This is a genomic window from Eudoraea sp. (assembly GCF_039969275.1).
Lineage (GTDB): Bacteria > Bacteroidota > Bacteroidia > Flavobacteriales > Flavobacteriaceae > Eudoraea.
In genome coordinates this window covers 515,158-535,748 of the sequence record NZ_JBDVOC010000007.1, presented here as the reverse complement: position 1 = coordinate 535,748, position 20,591 = coordinate 515,158, and the positions used below count along the sequence as shown (strand labels likewise).

Genomic DNA, 20,591 nt, shown 5'->3' with positions numbered 1-20,591 from the left:
TTTCGCTCTGGTTAGCAATTTATATTACCACCCTTATGGTTTACTCTTGCAGTATCAATGCAGGTAGCCCAAGGTCTGTATACATCCTGTTATAGGCAGCCATCTCCGTATTCACTATAGCTTTTTTCTCATTCTCATAGGTTTTCCAGTCATCTAATAAATCGGTTAACCTTTGTTTGGCCCCTTGCGTAACTTTCGGATCTGAGTTGTCTACAAATCCTTTCAGATGCATTAATTGGGCATTTAGCTGGTTATTGTAATTAATAACATCCTGAAAAGTTTTCTGATTGGGCTGGATAAGATTTTGTTCCCAGCTGTCTATACGTTTTATCAATTCCTTTCCCTTTTCCAACAGATCAGTTGCAACTTCATTTTCTTTAAGTAGCTCTTCATAAGTTTTTAATTGTTTTTTTGCCGATCGTATTTGAGTCACAGATTCATGAATATTCTTGATCGTATTTTCAATCTGATCCAATACCGATTGTTGTTCATCAAAATCGGATTTGGAGGCCTTAACTTTTGGATTGGGAAGAATGGTCACTTCCGTTTCGGCTACCTTGTCGTCCAAAGACAATCGCAGGACATAGGTCCCGGGAGCCACTCTGGAACCTGAATAATTTCCATAGACAAATACTTTATCTACAGCTGGGAGTGTTTCTTTCCTAAAATCCCAGGTAAATCGGTTATACCCCATTTTTGAAGACAAAACCGCCGGCTTGGAAGGTCCTCCCGGCCATGTTTTAAAATCTTTTTGATTTTTATTGGTAATGGTTCTGATTAGTTTTCCATTTCGAAGCACCTGTAATTCTAAATTCAGGCTATCCGCATCCTCGTTCAGATAATAATCAAAAGTAACTCCTTGTTTCGGATTTTGTCCGAGTCCGGGAACTGGTTTTTCAGAACTTCCGCCAAAGAGTAAATGAGTGTCTTTGGGTTTAAAGATTGCAAAAGCAGTATTATTTATTGAGCTATTCTGAACCGCCCCAAGATCGTCCAAAATCCAGAACGACCTGCCGGCGGTAGCAGCTACCAGATCATTATCCTGAAGTGCGAGGTCATTAATGGGGACCACGGGTAAGTTTAGCTGAAAGGGCTGCCAGTTTAATCCATCATTAAACGAAATATACAAGCCGGTTTCTGTGCCCGCATATAAAAGTCCTTTTCGCTTTGGGTCTTCCCTTACTACCCGCACAAAGGTATGCTCGTCAGTAATTCCGGTCACTATTTTTGACCAGGTTTTACCATAATCTGCAGTCTTAAATACATAAGGCTTTAAGTCCATAAACTTATAGCGCATCACTGTCACATAAGCAGTAGCAGCATCATGCGGAGATACCTCAATGCTATTGATTATACCTTCCGCTAAACCTGGGGGCGTAACGTTTTCCCAATTTTGGCCTTCATCTTTAGTTATGTGTATAAGACCGTCATCACTTCCGGCCCAAAGGACACCTTTTTCATGTGGGGATTCAACAAGATACATCAGGGTGTTATAATTCTCACCTCCTGCAGCTTCATTGGTGTAAGGCCCACCTCCCGGGCCCTGCCTGTTTTTGTCGTTTCGGGTCAGATCGGGACTTATTACAGACCAACTAATACCCCCGTCTGTAGTTTTAAAAACTACGTTCCCGGCATGGTAAATGGTACTACGGTCATGTGGAGAACTTATAATCGGGGCGTTCCAATTATAGCGAAATTTGAAGCTTTCCGGGGCATTCCCCAGAGCCAATTCCGGGTATTCTTTAATTGGTTTGCCTTCCCTGGAGGCTCTAATCCATTTTTCAATAATCCCCTGATAACAGCCACCGAAAACTATTTCAGGATTGTCGGGATCAAAAGCCAGATAGGCACTTTCACATCCGGCAACAGAGTACCAGTCCTTCCAGTCGATCCCCTGATCATTGGTTCTGCTGGCAATAGCTATTGCAGAATTATCCTGTTGACCACCATATACATTATAGGGCACCAGATTGTCGGTTATGACCCTATAAAACTGAGATGTTGGTTGATTTTGTTGTGTACTCCAGCTTTTACCCCCATTATTAGAAACATTGGCCCCACCGTCATTAGAATTGATCATTTTACGATTATCCAGAGGATTAACCCACAGATGATGATTGTCCCCATGTGGAGTAGGTACCGTCCTAAATGTTTTACCGCCATCGATCGATTTTGTTACCGGGGCATTGCATATATATACCAGGTTTTCATCCTGAGGATCTGCAAATATTTCCATATAATACCAGGAACGTGCAATATTTATACGGTCTTTATTTACCTGTGTCCATTTTTTACCAGCATCATCTGACCTGTAAACTCCACCTTTTTTTCCTTCGGCTTCCAACACTGCGAATACTCGTTCCGGATTGGCGCGTGATACAGATATGCCTGCTTTTCCAAATTCTTCAGGAAGGCCTTCTTTTAACTTATTCCAGGTAGTCCCTCCATCTGTGGATTTATAAAGTCCGGAATTTTTACCCCCGGACTCCATGGTCCATGGATACCTGCTGTGTTCCCAGAATGCGGCATAAAGAATTAATGGATTTTTCATGTCCATAGACAGGGAAGAGGCTCCCGATGTCTTGTTTACAAAAAGAACTTTTTCCCAGTTTGCACCACCGTCTGTTGATCTATAGATTCCCCTATCGTCCGATGGACCGTATTGAGCTCCCTGGGCTCCGATAAAAATAATTTCCGGATTGGACGGATGAATCACCACATCTGAAATATGACGAGTTTTATCCAGACCGATATGCTTCCATGTCTTACCGGCATCAGTAGATTTATAGACCCCATCTCCCATAGAGGTCATTACCCCTCTGGCAGCGTGTTCGCCCATGCCGGCTACAACTATATTTGGATTGCTTTCTGAAACTGCAATTGCACCAACAGTTCCGGTTTTCAAAAACTCATCAGAAATATTCTTCCAGCTGATACCATCATCTGTTGTTTTCCATACCCCACCTCCGGTGGCACCCATATAATAGGTCATAGGCTGACCAACAACTCCACTGCTTGCTACACTCCGGCCGCCTCTGAATGGACCAATATTACGCCATTTCAGTCCATGATAAAGCGAATCCTGAACTGTATATAGTGGAGTACTTGTTTTCGTTTTTCGTTTTTGAGCCTGAATGTTTATAGGGACCAAGAGCAGACCGAGAATAAAAAGTTGGATTGTTTTCATAATAAAAAATAAGTGGTAAGATAATAAATGTTTATTTCAATTCTTTATAAATTGTTTGGATCTCCTGTGTTGTCATAGTTCCTTCATATATAAGGAGGCTATACTTTAAAATGGTTGGATCTGTAGTAGAGACTGAGACAGCTTTTCTACCCGGATAAACACAATTCTGCATACTTTCTTTTTCTCTTAAGATCCAATTTTCTTTTTCGCCAGGAGAATCCTGGTGGGAGAGTATCACGATTCCCGAACGGTTCTCCTTATTGCTTAATGAGCCAAAAATATTTATCCATTTTCCTGCCTCAACGGCATTATTTTCAGGCACTACTTCACCTTCATTGGAAGTAAATTGAATATCTTCAGGAAGTTTCATTCTAATGGAAAAACCCCCATAGCCTTTTTCATCATCTGAACCGCCTATTTTCAGATTCTTTTCAAGAGCTAAAAGTGATATTTTAAAACTTATAATACGATAGTTACTCTTTCTGGGGTAAATGCTAATGGTTGTATTTTCTAACAGGAAGGGTTTTTGATTTCCTTCCTGATTTAACCAAAGTGGAGATTGCCAATATGTGGCGGCCATTAGCTTTAGAATGTCGCCGTCCTCGGAACTTTCAATGTCACTAATATTCCAGGAAAAATCTCTGCATTCCCAGGAATCACCTAGTTTAGCATTTCCGATAAATACCTGATGCCATGCCCAAAAAACACCCCTGTGATGGGGATGGTCCTCTGGAAAATCTTCAGTGAGCACAGAACCATCAAGTCCATGGAGTGGATGGATATAGTTGTTTCGCGAGAATTCTCCGTTGATGGATTTGGGTTGTTTTTGATAAAAAAGAACACTTTTATCACCCTCTTTTATTTGTATTCCTGCCTCAGACTCCGTAAAAGTTAATTGGGCTAATCCGAATAATGGCAATAGCAAGAACCCGATAAAATATGGGCAATTAGATTTTAATTTATAATAAAAAGGCAGCTTAGTCATCTACAGCGCTAAATACCATCTGCCGGAATTTCCAGGCTGTATTATCGTTTGAGGTGCCCTGTGTTTGTTTCATCAGGATACCAATGACCTGCTCCTCAGGATCGGCAAAATATTGAGTATTAAAATAACCGCCCCAGTCAAAAGTACCTTCACTGCCCAAGCCGCCAGAATCCTCTCCTTTTTGATTTACTACCCCAAATGCCAATCCGTAATTCTTAGGGCCGTCTTTCCAAATGTCGCCAATTTGGTTTGCCATTATGCTTCTTACAGTGGTTCGGCTAAGTAACCTAACTCCGTTTAACTCGCCCTTATTCAGATACATTTGGAGAAAGGTTGCGTAATCTTTTGCGGTACTGGAAAGACCTGCCCCACCGGAAAAAAACCTTTTGGCACCTTTAATAGGATAATCTGTATCATAAAACGTAACCGGGTATTTTTCCCATTCCCCGTCAACTTTATGCTGAACATTTACCAGGCGGTCATGCTTCTCTTTTGGTAAATAAAACCAGGTGTCTTTCATGCCTAAAGGATCAAAAATCCGGGTTTTGAGAAACTTATCAAAGGGTAAGCCGGAGACTACTTCAATAAAGTAACCAAGAACATCAAGACCTTCGCTATATGTAAATTTTTCACCTGGAGTATGATGCAATGGAAGCCCGGCGAGTTTTTTAACGCTTTCTTCTATGGATATATCCTCAGTAGTAAAAAGATCGGTAATACCGGCCTTGTGATAGATTGCTTTGAATCTTGGATCACCGTCAATTACGCCATAACCTATGCCTGAGGTATGTGTAATTAAATGTCTGATCGTAATTTCTTTCTCTGAAGGAACACTGGTGTATGTAGTATCTGTTTCATTAAAAGTATCAAGAATTTTGACATCTTTAAATTCGGGAATGTATTTGGAAACCGGATCATCCAATTTAAATTTTCCTTCTTCCCAGAGCATCATTACCGCGGTTGAAGTTATGGCTTTTGTCTGAGAGGCGATCCTGAAAATAGCATCATTAAAAACCTTTTTACCTGATGAATTATCGGCCAGACCATAAGCGCTATGAAATACTATTTTTCCATCTCGAGCAACTAAAGCCACTGCTCCCGGAATATCACCATCCTTTACAGCTTGTTTAAGCATGACATCTATTCGCTTTAACCGTATATCAGACATTCCAACAGTTGCCGGGGAAGCAGGAGTAAGGTCTGGTGAAATTTTAACTGATGGGGTTTGGGCAAAACTTATTGCGGTAATTGCCAAACAAAAAAGGAGGTTGATTTTTCTCATAATTTAATTTTTATCTTGTCCGCCAGCTCTGTCCGGAGAACGGGGAGTTGGCCATTCTTGTTTTCTTCCTGTTTTCAGACTTGTTGGAAGTGTAGCTTTTTCCCTGGATGTTTTTTCAGGGTCCTCACAGGCCATGTATGTAAGGATTGCAGTAAGAATTGCATTATTACGAACATCGTCAAAAACGATCTTGTCATAGGTGTCTAAATTGGTATGCCAGGTATAATCGCTATAGCTCCAGCTTAAGGAACTGAGTGAAAATGCCGGAACCCCCTGAGCCACAAAAGAAGCATAATCAGATCCTCCCCGGCCCGGTGATCCCGGGTAAGTGGTTTTAATATGGCCGCGTATGTCTTGCGGAACGGCCTGGAGCCACCGTCCCAGATAATCATAAGCATGCAGGAACCCCTGTCCGGACAATTTAACGACCCGTCCGGTTCCATTATCCTGATTAAATAAAGCCTGCAGCCCTTTTACGACTTCCGGCCTGTCTTCAACAAAGGCACGGGAACCATTGAGTCCTTGTTCCTCACTGCCCCAGAGACCAATAATAATGGTGCGTTTAGGTTTAGGATATATTTTTTTAAGAATTCGTGCTGTTTCCATCATGGTAATTGTGCCTGTACCGTTATCGGTTGCTCCAGTACCGCCATCCCAGGAATCAAAATGAGCGGAAAGAACAACATATTCATCAGGGAATTCTGTGCCTTGAATGGTAGCTACGGTATTAAAAGTAGGTACCCTTCCCAATTCTTTGGATTTGGAAACTACTTTTAATACAGGTTTGTCGTCGTTCTCTGCCAATCGATAGATCATCCCATAATCTTCCAGGGAAAGGTCTATGACTGGAATTGTTTTGGTGTTAGCGCTAAAAATTTTATTGGCCCCAAAACCTTCGGACCATCTGGATTGGATTATTCCTGCCGCCCCTGCTTCTTCCAGTGCTTTGTTGATGGTCCTGCTGTTATATCGGGTATTTCTGATTTGTTGATACCAAGCCTTGGTTTGAGTTTTCCGATGGGCTTTCATTTTTTCAAAAGATTCCTCGGTTGCGAATTCTTCCCAATTATAATCCGGGCGTCCTGTAGGCTGATTCATAGAGACTGTCACAAATTTGCCTTTGACATTAGGGAGCCATTTTGCAAAGGCCAGTGAATCTTCCACTGCAGGGAGGTTTATTACTTTCGCGGTAATTCCCGCATCTGAAGTACTCGGGCTCCATGCCAATTGTGTTCCTCGAAGTGATACCACTCTTGGGGAAACCATATCTATGTGCGTAATGCCCCGTTCCCAACCCCGCCAGGTGCCCCATTCCTCATTTCGGGCATATATCCCCCATTTTTTAAAGGTAGTTACGGCCCAGTCATGCGCGTTAGTCATCTGGGGGGTGCCTACCAAGCGGGGGCCGATAACATCCATTAATTCATGAGCCAGTTGTTCTAACTGAGAATTTTCAATAGCCTCTTTTTTAAATTTGTCCACTACTTCTTCTGTGGACTGGCCAATCAAATAAGTAACATTCAGAAAGAGTGAAATAAATAGCAGGGGAAGTTGTCTAATCATATTATAATGGGTGTTTTATGAATAGTAGACTAAGATAGGAATAAAAGTTTTTAATTAAGTACGGGTATTCGTACTCTGGCAGCTTTACATCGGAAATAGGATTACTAAAGGCTCTCAAAATCTTAAAGCCTTGACATTTTCCTTAAGGTAATCTAGTCATTAACTTATGTGGAGTAATGCAATTATTGAAATCCATATGATTTTTTAAGCTATGTAAAATATTAGTAATCAGTATTATAAATAAGTACAAACGACTACAAAAGATTACAAACGAAAATAAATACTTCCTAACCGAGTAACCCTAAACTGCTGTTCTATGTTTGCAATGTCGGAGTATAAGACCCGATAGTATTAACTGTTTAATCCTTAAAATTAGAAATTATGAACGCACTTAGAAACAAAGTACAGTTGATTGGAAACCTGGGGCAAGACCCTGAAATTGTTAACCTTGATAATGGCGGTAAACTGGCCAAATTTTCCGTAGCTACCAATGAGATTTACAAAAACAGTAAAGGAGAAAAGGTGACGGACACCCAATGGCATAATGTGGTAGCCTGGGGTAAAACCGCTGAGATTGTGGAAAATTATCTGGCTAAGGGTAACGAAGTAGCCGTAGAAGGTAAACTTATTCATCGCTCCTATGAAAATAAAGAAGGTGAAAAAAGATATATTACCGAGATTAAATGCAATGAATTAGTGATGTTGGGAAAATAAAGTTTGGCACTAATTGGTTAAAACCATAATTTATTTTACCATGAAAAAGAGGATCTAAAAAGATCCTCTTTTTTTTAAGGTTGTGGGTCTGCAGCTGCACTTTCAACCGTTATCTGTTGTACATCCCTGTCAAATAAGTAAAGCCCGCTTTTGTCATTCCCAATAAGGCTAATCTTATCTAAAATGGTGCGCGCAAGTGCTTCTTCTTCCATCTGTTCTGCAACATACCATTGAAGAAAATTATGTGTAGCATAATCTTTTTCCTGCAGGGCTACATGTACCAGTTCATTGATGCTTTTAGAAACAAAAATTTCGTGTTTATATAAATCTTCAAACATCTTTTGAAACGAATCATAAACAGCTTTGGGTTCTGTTAATGCCGATATAGCCGCCTGGCCGCCACGTTCATTTACATATTTAACGAGTTTCAGCATATGCATTCTTTCCTCATCGGACTGTTTATACATAAAGAGAGAAATTCCTTCAAGCCCTTTTACCTCTGCCCATGAAGCCATAGACAAATAAACCTGTGAAGACTCCGCTTCGATCCTGATTTGGCCGTTCAGGGCTTTTTCCATATTTTTTGAAAGCATGATAAATGTTTTAATCAAAGTTACAAAATATAGCTACTAAGGACTTTGTAAAACACTAAGATTTTACTCCTGTTCGTCATTTTTTTTTAAGCTATTAGTTATCTCGCCATAACAATCAAAGTCAGGCCAATTATGTAGACTAATAGCATAATATTTAGAAGAGTAGGAACTCCTTTTGGAGCACCTTTAAATTCTTTCCAGACAAAAATACCCCATAAGGCAGCTACAACGGTAGCTCCCTGGCCAAGACCATATGAGATTGCGGGTCCTGCCTTATCTGATGCCAAAATGCTAAAAGACATACCAACGCACCAAATAGCTCCGCCTAAGAATCCCATTAGATGGTTCTTGCTACCTCCCGCAAAATAGTCCTTAAAACTCACGGGTTCCCCTTCAAATGGTTTTTTCATCAGAAGGGTATTGAAAATGAAATTACTGGCCAGGATTCCGATGGCAAAAATAAAAACTGCAGTATACGGACTTAGTTTTCCATCAATGGGATTTGTAAATTCAGGAAACATGGAATTAGCCACATATTTATAGAAGAAACCCATTAATAAGCCTGCAATTATTGCAAGAACCAAGCCTTTTGTTGGAACTTTGTCCTGACTTACCGAAAGTTTTTTATAGGCATTTGCATTGAGTAGCATGGCAATTACAATAAGCCCAACTCCTCCAAAAAGCATAGTTGGATTCCCAACAGGAATATCCAGATAATTTACAACTACACCTATGACTAATGCAAGGCCTATTCCAACAGGAAAGGCTACAGACATGCCGGCAATTGTAATTGCCGCAACAAGGAGAATATTGGCTGCGTTAAACAAGATTCCTCCTAAAAAAGCAGAACCTAAATTTTCAGAGCTTGCCTGGGCCAGGTCTTCCAAAAAAGGACGCCCAGCATCTCCAGAACTACCTGCGGTCAAAGCCAGAAGCAACGAAAAAACTACAATGCCAAAAACGTAGTCCCAGTAAAACAGTTCAAAACGCCAATCGGGAGAAGCCAGTTTTTGTGTATTTGCCCATGAACCCCAGGCCAACATGGTAATTATACAGAAGAAAACAGCTATTGGGTATGATTCTATGATAAACATATTATAAAAGATTAGTTGATTTCATTTAGATAAGGGGCAGAGGTCTGTGCTCCCATTTTGGTAACAGACATCGCTGCCGCCTTATTGGCAAATTCGATGCTTTCTTTCCAGGGCATTTTTTGCGCAAGACATACCGCCAGGGCTCCGTTAAATACATCCCCGGCCGCCGTGGTATCTATTGCATCCACTTTTTGCGCTTTGGCAGTAAAATTTACCTCACTATTCATAAAAAAAGCACCCCTGCTGCCCATGGTTATTAGAACATTTTTAACGCCTTTTTGGAAAAGAGCTTCACATGCCCTGCTTGCTGATGTTTCATCTACGACTTCAATCCCTGTGAGAATCCTGGTTTCTGTTTCATTTGGCGTAATAAGATAGAGTTCTTTAAGAATGTCATCTGACAGTTCCTGAGCAGGTGCCGGATTAATGATCAACTTTTGCCTATTTTCCCTGCAATAGCTTGCTAAATGCCCTATCAACGGTATGGGTGTTTCCAATTGTGTTAATATGATATCAGCACCCTGAATCTGATTGGATACACTTTCCAAATGTGTTATTGACAACAGATTATTTGCCCCTGAAGCAACAACAATTTCGTTTTCACCTTCAGAATTTACAGTAATTAATGCAACGCCTGAAGGTTTACCTTTTGCAATTAAAGCCCCATTAATGTTTATCCCTTCCTTTTTATACCCTTCAAGGGCATTTTGACCAAAAATATCATCTCCTACACAACATATAAAATTTATCTTGCCTCCTAAACGTGCAGCAGCCACAGCCTGATTAGCACCTTTCCCGCCAGGGAACATAAAAAAATCGCCACCTAGTATAGTTTCTCCCGGTTCAGGAAATCTTGGGGTTTTTACGACCATATCGGTATTAGAACTTCCTACGACAACAATTTCTGACATTTCTATTTTTTTAATTGGTAACTGGAACAGGGTTCTTAAGGCTGCTGTAGAAATCCTCCAGGATTTCTTCCTTTTTAAAGTTTTCCCAAACAGCAATTTTACGTTTATTATCTGGCCGCTCAATCCATTCATTATTAATAAGTATGGGTGCAGGAATAATTTTGCGTTCCCCCCAGCTTTCATTTTTCAAAATTGCAACAGCAACCATATCAAAGAGAGGTCTCGAAGGTGGATCTCCGTGGTAGTCTATATATTCAAATAGACTTACGGAATAATCTCCAAAAGTTGAAAATTCACCTCCATGTCTTCCCGTAATTGGTTCTTTTGACTTAGGTCCCAGTCCGGGCATTTTCTGATTAATTTCTTCCTTGGTTACCTTTACTGCATCAGTGCCGGACGGTTTGCCATAGCGCACGGTGACCATTTCAAAAGGAACATTACTATTAAGAACATAATTCATGGCAATAGTGTCATTGTCCTGGTTATATTCACCGGGTTCCGGATAGTTAGATCCTAACCATACTATTTTGGTTCGTTCGGCAAAAGAAGGATCCTTTTTTAATGCCAATGCAATGTTTGTTAGTTTACCCACTGCGATAATAACCACAGAATCTTTTTTGGTTACTTCCAGGATGTGATCAACACCTTCCTGGCCGTCATATTGCTCCGGATCCCACTCATTAGTAATGTCACTAAAATTACCATTAGCCCCTTTTAACAAAGCAACTTCATTGTTTAAATTGCACAATTTCATCACACGTAAAGCTTCATCATAATGACCCTGTATGTCACCGCCGTTATAGGTAGCATTTACGGTTACGGCCTCTACTTCAAAGGTATCCCCGTTAAATAGTAAATAAGCAAGAGCGTGCTGGTCGTCCAGCTCATTATTGGCATCGGAATCAAAAATAACCTTTAGTTTAGAAGGTGTTTTGATGGTTTTGGCATCCATTTTTTTATCTTCTTTTTTTTCGGTACAGCTGCTTATAGAAAGAATTAGGATTCCAAAAATAAAAATTGAAAAAATGAGCAAAATTTGCTTTTGTCCTATATTCATGGTTGGGTTCTTGTATTCAGGGGTTAAATTACAAAATAAGTTGGAAGGTGAATGATAGGATTATATCATCCATTTCCAATATTCAGAAATATATTTGCTGCGCTATTCGAAACGTATTGGCATGAGCTTCCACAATCTTTTTAATATCAGGAGAGTATCCTCCGCCCATGCTGCACTGAACGGGTATTTGCAATTGATGGCAGCTTTCCAGCACTAATTCATCACGTTTTCTGCAGCCATCTAAGGAAAGAGACAAGGTACCTAATTTATCAGATTCCAGGATATCTACTCCGCAAAGGTAGAAGATGAAATCGGGCTTAAATTCTTTTAGAATTTGAGCAAGGTTTTCTTTTAAGACAGCGAGGTATTCCTGATCTCTGGTTCCTTTTTTTAGTGCGATGTCCAGGTCTGATGTCTCTTTTTTAAACGGATAGTTATTGGCTCCGTGCATAGAAAAAGTAAAGACTGAGGGGTCATCCTGAAAGATTTCAGCGGTACCGTTCCCCTGATGCACGTCAAGATCAATAATAAGAATCTCACTCGCAAGATTTTTAGATTGGAGATAACGTGCCCCGATAGCCTGATCATTTAACATACAAAAAGCTTCACCTTTGTTGGAAAAAGCATGATGTGTGCCACCGGCAATATTCATTGCGATGCCCTGTTTTACCGAATATTCACAGCCTTTCATTGTGCCATGGGCTATGATGCGTTCCCTGTCCACCAATTGTTCGCTAAGCGGGAAACCAATTTTCCGGGCTTCTTTATAAGGAATTTTGAGATTGAGCAGATCATAATAGTACTCGGGATCATGTGCGGCTACCAGGTACTTGTCATTCGGAATTGAGGGTTCAAAAAAATTTTCTTGAGTACAAGTCCCTTCATGTATGAGTTGCTGTGACAGAAGCTCATATTTGATCATTGGAAAGCGGTGACCTTCCGGTAAAGGGTGATTGTAAATGGGGTGATAGGCTATCTTCAGCAATATCTTAATTTATGGTCTCTCCGTTTTCAACTCCTTTTTCATCTGTATTGAGAAAAACTAATTTCCCTTCTTTGTTTTCAGTCATTAAAATCATGCCCTCACTTTCTACTCCCCTAAGTGCTCTTGGCGCCAGATTCACCAAAACGGTTACCTGTCTTCCTATGATTTCCTCAGGAGTAAAACTTTCGGCAATACCGGAAACAATTGTACGGGTATCAATTCCGGTGTCGACCTTTAGAACCATGAGTTTCTTGGTTTTGGGCATTTTTTCGGCTTCTAAAATAGTGCCCACACGCATATCCATTTTGGTAAAATCCTCAAAATTTATAGTCTCTTTTTGTGGCATAACAGTTTTATTTTCTGATTCGTTGACTTTTTTTGTAGCTTCCAGTTTGCTTAGTTGTGCTTGAATTTCCTTGTCTTCTACTTTTCGGAATAGCAATTCAGGTTCCCCTATTTGGAGACCTTTTGGCAGAATGGTTTCTTTTGTTGGAACATCAGACCAGGAGAGCACAACAAGATCAGAACTCTGAGAAGAGGTGCTTTCCGCGATAGACAAAATTCTTTTCAATTTTGACGAAGTAAAGGGCAAAAAAGGTTCAGCCAGAACGGCAAGGGCAGCGGCTATTTGTAGTGCAACAAACATAATGGTTTGCACTCTGTCTTTATCCTCTTTGATCACCTTCCATGGCTCTTCGTCTGCCAGATATTTATTACCCAGACGTGCAAGATTTAGTAATTCCTGACTGGCCTCACGAAAGCGGTAACGTTCAATGGAGTCTGAAATGATTCCGGGAAATGTTTTTAGGGTCTTTAAAGTATCTTTATCAACTTGTGTAAATTGATTTGGCTCCGGGACAAGGCCATTAAAGTATTTGTTGGTAAGCACCACAACCCTGTTTATAAAATTTCCAAAAATGGCAACCAATTCATTGTTATTTCGTGCCTGAAAATCTTTCCATGTAAAATCATTATCCTTCGTTTCCGGTGCATTTGCCGTAAGGGTATAGCGCAAAACATCCTGCATATCGGGAAATTCTGCTAAATACTCGTGAAGCCAAACAGCCCAGTTCTTTGAAGTTGATAATTTATTCCCCTCCAGGTTTAAAAATTCATTTGCCGGAACATTTTCCGGTAAAATATAATCCTTATGTGCCTTAAGCATACTGGGAAAAATAATACAGTGAAAAACGATATTGTCTTTTCCGATAAAATGTACCAGTTTGGTGTCTTTTGCCTTCCAGTATAATTCCCAGTCTTTTCCTGTTCTGGCGGCCCATTCTTTGGTAGATGAAATATATCCTATGGGCGCATCAAACCAAACGTATAATACTTTCCCTTCACCACCTTTAACGGGAACAGGAATACCCCAGTCCAGGTCGCGTGTTACGGCTCTTGGTTTTAACCCATCATCTATCCATGATTTGCATTGGCCATAAACGTTAGGTTTCCAATCGTTTTTATGACCAATTATGATCCACTCTTTTAAAAATTCTTCATATTGGTCTAAGGGCAGGAACCAATGTTTGGTTTCTCTAAGGGTTGGCACGGCTCCGGAAATTGTCGATTTCGGATTTATAAGATCTGTCGCATTAAGCGAAGAACCGCAGTTTTCACACTGATCTCCATAAGCTTCTTCGTAACCACATCTAGGGCAGGTTCCAATAACAAATCGGTCTGCAAGAAATTGCTGGGCTTCCTCATCGTAAAGTTGAGCTGTTACCTCCTCCAGGAAATCACCTTGGTCGGATAAAGTTTTAAAAAAATCACCGGCTGTTTCGTGATGAATTTGGGCAGAGGTACGTGAATAATTGTCAAATGATATTCCAAAATCTACAAACGATTTTTTTATAATACCATGGTATTTGTCAATAATCTCTTTCGGGGAAACTCCTTCTTTTTTGGCCTTCATGGGTATGGCCACGCCATGTTCATCACTCCCGCAAACAAAGGCCACATCATTACCGTTTAACCTGAGATATCTTGCATAGATATCTGCAGGCACATAGACTCCGGCCAGGTGCCCAATATGAATAGGGCCGTTTGTATAAGGCAAAGCTGCAGTGATTGTATATCTGGCAGGTTTATGTGGGTGTTCCGACATGGAAAATCAATTAAGGCACAAAAATAACTATTATTTCAGACCAAACACCAAGTACCCCGGAAAAAGAAAACCCCCGGAACACCAGATCCTTTTGTAAGGGATTACCGGTGTCCGGGGGCAATTATGCAAAGTAGGGGTAACCTAAGTTACCATTATCGATTTAGACATTTTCCTGTCTGAAACTTGTATTCTATATATGTATTTGCCTGTAGATAAATGCGAAGGTAAATTTTCCCTTATATTGATTTCGGTAGAACCTTCCGCCATAATCTGATTATAGACAGTTCCAACATTTTGTCCCAGGATATTATATAATTGAATATCAACATGAGCAGTAAAAGGCATTTCTAAATAGATATGTGGTGTGCTACTAGTGGGATAAAATGGTTCGTGAACTATTGCTTCAAGCAATTCCGGAGTTGGATCTTCTGCAACCGGATCTTCGGGCATTGGAGGGGTAGGAGGACCTTCACTATATACAATAGGGGGGAATTCCACTCCACTACAATTAAAGCCAAGATCAACCGGCGCATATGGGTGATCCAGTAAATGCTGCTCTACCAATGGTATTGGGACACACAGCCATTCTGCAAGGACCGTGGCATACAGATCCCTAAAGTCCATAGTATATTCAAGGTTTCCACGCCCATTAGGACTATCCAGGGAAGGGTGTTCCCCTACAAAGGCACTGCCATTGAGCCCTGAACCGAAAAATAGGGTTGGGGCAGCCTTACCATGGTCTGTACCATTTGAACCGTTTTCAAATATTCGTCTTCCGAATTCGGAAAATGTCATACTCAATACCTTTTCATCTTGTTGTGTAAAAGCAATATCCTCATAGAAGTTATTGATAGCAACAGATAAATTGGACATCAAACGCTCATGGGCAAGTGGCTGATTTCCATGGGTGTCAAAGCCTCCCATTGAGATCATGTATACTTTTGTACCTAAATTTCCTTTTATCAGTCTTGCCAAAAGGGCTAACTGCCTTGCAAATCCATTGTCCTGATATTGAACCTGATTTTGTCCTCTTTCATACGCTTCATGGATAAGTCCGGAGTATTCATAAGTGGTGTTAGCCACTCCTCTTAAAAACTTAAGCTGATCTCCGTACATACAGTTATTAAACAAACTGTCATCCAGGCTATATTGAACTCCCGATTCTGCAATTTCTTCCAACTGATCGATATTAGAAGTAACAAACGCATAGTTGGTTTCTTCACCCTGGAATACCAGACTACCAAAATTTCCAATTTGAATAGCTGCAGGTGATGCAGGGGGATTTACCAGATAATCAGGGTAAATATTTTCAAAATATCGGCCCATCCAACCTGTATTCAGGCCATCAAAACCGGTAGTTGTTAAATCGGTATTCGCATAAATATCAGATCCTGTAAAGTGAGATAAACTTTGATTTTCATAACCTACACCATGAACCGCTTTTACCTGGCCGGCGCCCCACATGGGCTCCAGTGAATTCATATAAGTCGGGATTCCAAACTCATCGGAAAGTTTAAGGATCTTACTTTCTGGAATATAGATATTGGGTCTTGCATTGGCGTAAGTATCGTACTGCTCAATTGGTATCACCGTGCTCAATCCGTCATTACCGCCTGAAAGACGTATGAGGATCAAAATACAATCTGTATCAGCATTGGCAATGGCCGCGGTCAGTGGGGAGGGTGCAGATGCGGACAGCATATTACTGCCTAGCATCATAGAACCAGACCCGGCAATGCCCAACGCCTGTAAAAAGGATCGACGGCTCCAATACTTATGTTCCTCGTCGTGTCCGTTGTTGTTTTTTATATTAATAGGTAGATGATTATTACACATAGTCGTAGGTTTTATTTTAGTTGAAACTCAGGTTGTCTGGATAAATGCATAAGCAATAAGAATACTTGTGAAGGCACTTCCGGGCTAACGGAAAGCATCCATAATCCAAGTCCACCAGGAATATAATCTGAACCGTAATAGTTTTCCGGGACATCTTCAATTTTGAAAACATCCATTGCATTTTCAAAATCCTGGGGTGTAAGTAATCCTATTGGTGTAAATTTATCTACTATGGCGCTAACCACAGTTTCGGGATTACTTGTATTGCTATCAGCAGCACCAACCGCATCCATAGCCAGGGTACGGAACTGCTGAGGGTTATTCTGGTAAAACATTTCCAGATATACTTCAGCAGAGAGCCATCGCCCTATCATAAAGTTGGTGTTAATCCATGTCCTGTCTCTTTGCCATCCGGCAACATCAACAGGATCAAAAAGTTCCTGCCCTAAAAGTCGGCTTGTATCAATCACATTAAGTAAAGTTCCATTGTCATACGCGAAATTGGTTTCATTAATTAGATTAAGGTAAATATCAAACGGACTCTTTATAATGACTCCTATTGCTTCATCATCAAAAAAGTGCTGACTTGAGAAAAGTTGTGTAAGCACAGGGGCAATTTCAAAGTTATTGGCAACAAAGGTGCTTGCCATACCTGAAATTATCGTTTGTGCATTGCCGGCGTCATCACTGGAATCAGGATGAACAAAATATTCGTATAATTTCCCACATATAAACCCGGCTATTTCATTTGGTCTTTGTTGGAAAAGGATATTTATTACATCATCATAACCCCAATTGCCAGTCTGACCTAAGATAGTTTTAGGGCCGGCGTCAAATCGTGTAGGATCAAAAAGAACAGGTTCACAACCTATTTCACCTCTTTCAACATAACCAGTTAGGGCTTTTGCTGTTTCAATAATATCCTGTTCGGTATAACCGTTTCCTTCACCCAATGTAAAAAGCTCATACAATTCCCTTGCATAATTTTCATTGGGATTGTTACCATTGTTATAAACACCATCCAAATAATATAGCATGGCACTGGTAAGGCCCATCTCACTAATAAAGGTTCTGAAATTACCAATGGCGTTTCGCTGAAGACAATTCACATAATAGTAAAGGAAGGAATTACAATCATAGACGTCCAATTCCGTAACTAAATGGTTACTCCAGAAAAAGCTTAGCCGCTCCCTGAGATTGTTATTCAACATACCATTGGTATAGCTTATCCGCCATTCCTCTCTTTGGGCACGTCTAACTTGTCCTGCCGCATCATCGTCGGCCGGATAGTTGCTGTTGTTCCAATCTGCCCATGCAGGAGCAGGAGTAGGGGCCATATTGACCGCTTCATTGATTAAGCTATTTACCAAATTTCCGGCCGTTTGGCCAACCGCCAGGTTGATAGTCTGTACTGAGGCACTAAAACCCAGTCTTCTGTACAAATGCGCCGCCCTATTTTTATCCAAGGGTGTTGTGTACGGCGCTAATGTAGAGGTATTACAATTAACGAAGTATTCCATAGTTTTTTAGGCTTTAAGAACGTTCATGTGTTTAGGGGCAAATTCTTAACGCTTAAACTTAATGGATATTATGGTCATCCAAGTATATTCGTTATTCTGCAAGGAAATTACAATCTTCTTCTTGAAATTAGGACCAATTTCCCCAAATTTTCGACAAACTGCTTTATTTTTTAAGAAATTGGACAATTTATGGGTTCTCATAATGAGTTTGGGAAGGAAGGTGAAGAATTAGCTACAGCTTATTTAGTGGAAAAAGGATACCGTATTATATGTCGTAATTACCGCTATTTAAAAGGCGAAATTGATATTATTGCGCAAAAGGGTAATATAATTGCTATAATTGAAGTAAAGTCGAGAAGCTCTGCATATTTTGAAAATATTGCTGAAACGGTAAGCAAAAAGAAAATAAGGTTGCTGGTAACCGCGGCGGATTATTATGTAAACACAAATAAATTTGAGAGGGAGGTAAGGTTTGATATCATTACTATTCTTAAAAAAAAGAACAAATTTCTCATAGAGCATTTGGAGGACGCTTTCTATCATTTTTAAAAATTTGTTTTATTTATAACATTATGTTATTTTTGAAGCAATACTTAAAATATGAAAACAATCTCGTCTGTTGTAGAACATTACATTAAAAAGAAACCATTTTTACAAAGCGCTCTTGCACAGGGAATTATTAATCTCACTTCTCTATCGCGACTTATCAAACCGGAAATTCAGGAAGAATTGGGGAAAGATATCAGAAATGGGGCTATAGTTATGGCGCTTAAACGTTTGTCCGATGATCTTGAATTCAGAGCGACCCACAAAATAATAAAAGTTCTTAAAAATATTGGGGAAATCACTGTACGCTCATCACTAACTGATTTTACTTTTCTGGTTTCTGATACTATTTTAGAGCACCAAACTGAACTCCTGGAAGAGGTTAATAAAAATAAAGATGTCTTTTACACTTCGTCAAGAGGAGTTAATGAAATTAATATAGTAGTAAGTAATAGTTTGGATGGCACCGTAGAAGAATTATTTAAAAAAGAAAAGTGTACACAAAAGGCGGAAAACCTGTCTTCCATTACTGTAAAACTTCCCGCAGAGAATGTTTCAGTTCCGGGGATTTACTATTTCATTTTTCAGCGATTAGCGTGGGAGGGAATTGTCCTATACGAAGTTATTTCTACAACCAATGAATTCACTATTATTGTAAATGACGACCAGGTAGACATTGCATTCAAAACAATAAAGAATTTAAAATCTTTGTAAAACAGCGATTATAGATTAATGCTGATCTGCTTTATAGGGCCCATATACAGCATCCCGGAAGCTTTTATGCAGACCTATTTGGTCATAAGGAAATAGTTGTACAAATAAGACGGCTGTAAGTTTATTTACCGGGTCTATCCAAAATAGGGTACTCGCAGCGCCATCCCAAAAAAATTCACCTACTATGCCGTTGTTTTCTTCCACAGATACAGGAGGACGTAATCTAACTGCGAAATCTATTCCAAAACCTACCTGTCCCTTGCTTGGCAGAAAGGACCGCTTTTCAATACTGTCATCCAAATGATTTGTAGACATTAATTTTACGGTTTCAGGTTTTAAAATGGTAACAGAATCCAACGTCCCTTCATTAACCATCATAAGAGCAAAACGCATATAATTGTCTAGTGTTGAAGTAAGTCCAGACCCGCCCCTGGTTAAAGGCCAATGATTAAAATAATCAGTTTTTGATTCCTCGTTGGGCAGTTGGCTGAGTACACCGTTGTCATCTTGTAAATACATAGCTGAAAAACGATCACGGTCATTTTGCGGGACATAATAACGAGTCTCTTTCATACCAAGTGGATCCAATACATTTTCCCTCACATATTCACCATAAGGCTGTCCGGAAATCCGTTCAACCATAAAAGCCTGAACATCTACGCAGGGCCCGTATTCCCATTGTTCACCCGGATGAAAATAAAGAGGGGTCTCACTCATTTTTTGAGCCATTTCCTCAAGGGTATTGTTCCTGTTTAATGCATCTGCTTCTTTTATTAATTTACCCAGACCTGGGATGTCAGCGTTTCTTCCAAATCCTGCAGTATGGCGGGTAAGGTCGCGGATAGTCATGGAACGTTTAGGATCTGTTAGAACTGGATTACCCGAAGCATCTTCGCCCTCATAGACTTTAATGTTGGCAAATTCTGGCGCATATTTGGAAACCGGATCGTCTAACTCAAAGGCACCGTCCTCAAACAAGGTCATAAGTGCCGTTCCGGTTATGGGTTTGGTCATGGAATATATCTGCACAATAGTATTGCGGTCCATGGGCTTTTTCATCTCGCGATCGGCATAGCCGAAGGCATTGTAATATACTTCCTCGTTTTTTTCATAGATGAGTGCCGACACCCCAGCTATTTTACCGGAATCAACAAAACTTTTTAAGGTAGAGTCAATACGACTAATAGCCAAATTATCTATTGTTGCTGAAGAACTTTTAGATTCCTCAGGAGACTTATTAGATTCTTTACAAGCAACATTAATTAGTAAAAAACCCACTAAAATAAATAGTCTATACTTTTTCATATATGATTCGTTTTTGTTTACTCATAATGCATAGTTAATAGTTATACCGTCAAAATTTCATTAAAACAAAGTTTACCCCTTACACTTATAAGGTAGTTATCAAAGCCGTACTGTAAGGCGTGAAGAGATGTATATTTATTTACCTGGCAGATGATACAGATAAAGATAATGAAATACCGCTAAGCCAACGTAAGT

At 40.0% G+C, this 20,591-nt stretch carries 16 protein-coding genes; 3 read left to right on the top strand and 13 right to left on the bottom strand.

The genetic code is table 11. The features are described 5' to 3' along the window. Positions 1-40: 40 nt before the first annotated feature. From ABJH90_RS06925 to ABJH90_RS06910, 4 genes are read right to left on the bottom strand one after another with little or no spacing between them, the layout of a single operon-like run. Positions 41-3,187, bottom strand: a complete 3,147-nt coding sequence (locus ABJH90_RS06925; RefSeq protein WP_348137859.1) for a glycosyl hydrolase — start codon at positions 3,185-3,187, stop codon at positions 41-43. A gap of 31 nt (positions 3,188-3,218) precedes the next feature. Beyond that, positions 3,219-4,172 (bottom strand): DUF6807 family protein, encoded by a 954-nt coding sequence (locus ABJH90_RS06920; RefSeq protein ID WP_348137857.1) that lies wholly within the window; start codon positions 4,170-4,172, stop codon positions 3,219-3,221. After that, complete coding sequence (locus ABJH90_RS06915) at positions 4,165-5,454, bottom strand: serine hydrolase domain-containing protein (RefSeq protein ID WP_348137855.1); 1,290 nt, start codon at positions 5,452-5,454, stop codon at positions 4,165-4,167. The genes ABJH90_RS06920 and ABJH90_RS06915 overlap by 8 nt, the downstream gene beginning before the upstream one ends. A 3-nt stretch (positions 5,455-5,457) precedes the next feature. Beyond that, on the bottom strand, positions 5,458-7,017 hold the full coding sequence (locus ABJH90_RS06910) for a M20/M25/M40 family metallo-hydrolase (RefSeq protein WP_348137853.1): 1,560 nt from the start codon (positions 7,015-7,017) through the stop codon (positions 5,458-5,460). Positions 7,018-7,398: 381 nt separating this feature from the next. Here ABJH90_RS06910 and ssb point away from each other — a divergent pair, with 381 nt between their 5' ends. Then, positions 7,399-7,731 carry a single-stranded DNA-binding protein gene (gene ssb / locus ABJH90_RS06905; protein WP_348137851.1) on the top strand — a complete coding sequence of 111 codons (333 nt, stop codon included), beginning with the start codon at positions 7,399-7,401 and terminating at the stop codon, positions 7,729-7,731. A 74-nt stretch (positions 7,732-7,805) separates the two neighbouring features. Here the strand turns inward: ssb and ABJH90_RS06900 are convergent, their stop codons facing one another. The 8 genes from ABJH90_RS06900 to ABJH90_RS06865 form a co-directional block, all read right to left on the bottom strand. Then, entirely contained in the window at positions 7,806-8,324 is a 519-nt protein-coding gene (locus tag ABJH90_RS06900) for a ferritin (RefSeq protein WP_348137849.1), read from the bottom strand. Between the two features lie 98 nt (positions 8,325-8,422). Continuing rightward, the gene (locus tag ABJH90_RS06895; protein WP_348137847.1) at positions 8,423-9,418 is read right to left on the bottom strand and encodes a GRP family sugar transporter; all 996 of its coding nucleotides are present in this window, start codon (positions 9,416-9,418) and stop codon (positions 8,423-8,425) included. Positions 9,419-9,429: 11 nt separating this feature from the next. Then, positions 9,430-10,329, bottom strand: a complete 900-nt coding sequence (gene rbsK / locus ABJH90_RS06890; RefSeq protein ID WP_348137845.1) for a ribokinase — start codon at positions 10,327-10,329, stop codon at positions 9,430-9,432. Positions 10,330-10,339: 10 nt separating this feature from the next. Beyond that, positions 10,340-11,386 (bottom strand): nucleoside hydrolase, encoded by a 1,047-nt coding sequence (locus ABJH90_RS06885; protein ID WP_348137843.1) that lies wholly within the window; start codon positions 11,384-11,386, stop codon positions 10,340-10,342. 82 nt (positions 11,387-11,468) lie between these two features. Further along, on the bottom strand, positions 11,469-12,371 hold the full coding sequence (locus tag ABJH90_RS06880; RefSeq protein WP_348137841.1) for a histone deacetylase: 903 nt from the start codon (positions 12,369-12,371) through the stop codon (positions 11,469-11,471). A gap of 4 nt (positions 12,372-12,375) precedes the next feature. After that, positions 12,376-14,475, bottom strand: a complete 2,100-nt coding sequence (gene metG / locus ABJH90_RS06875) for a methionine--tRNA ligase (protein WP_348137839.1) — start codon at positions 14,473-14,475, stop codon at positions 12,376-12,378. A gap of 141 nt (positions 14,476-14,616) precedes the next feature. Further along, positions 14,617-16,311 (bottom strand): DUF1501 domain-containing protein, encoded by a 1,695-nt coding sequence (locus ABJH90_RS06870; RefSeq protein ID WP_348137837.1) that lies wholly within the window; start codon positions 16,309-16,311, stop codon positions 14,617-14,619. A gap of 11 nt (positions 16,312-16,322) precedes the next feature. Beyond that, on the bottom strand, positions 16,323-17,831 hold the full coding sequence (locus ABJH90_RS06865) for a DUF1800 domain-containing protein (protein ID WP_348137835.1): 1,509 nt from the start codon (positions 17,829-17,831) through the stop codon (positions 16,323-16,325). A 189-nt stretch (positions 17,832-18,020) separates the two neighbouring features. Here ABJH90_RS06865 and ABJH90_RS06860 point away from each other — a divergent pair, with 189 nt between their 5' ends. After that, positions 18,021-18,380 carry a YraN family protein gene (locus ABJH90_RS06860; protein ID WP_348137833.1) on the top strand — a complete coding sequence of 120 codons (360 nt, stop codon included), beginning with the start codon at positions 18,021-18,023 and terminating at the stop codon, positions 18,378-18,380. Positions 18,381-18,431: 51 nt separating this feature from the next. Then, positions 18,432-19,091, top strand: coding sequence for an aspartate kinase (locus ABJH90_RS06855; RefSeq protein ID WP_348137831.1), 660 nt, complete (start codon positions 18,432-18,434; stop codon positions 19,089-19,091). Between the two features lie 15 nt (positions 19,092-19,106). Here the strand turns inward: ABJH90_RS06855 and ABJH90_RS06850 are convergent, their stop codons facing one another. Continuing rightward, on the bottom strand, positions 19,107-20,396 hold the full coding sequence (locus tag ABJH90_RS06850) for a serine hydrolase domain-containing protein (protein ID WP_348137829.1): 1,290 nt from the start codon (positions 20,394-20,396) through the stop codon (positions 19,107-19,109). Positions 20,397-20,591: the final 195 nt, after the last annotated feature.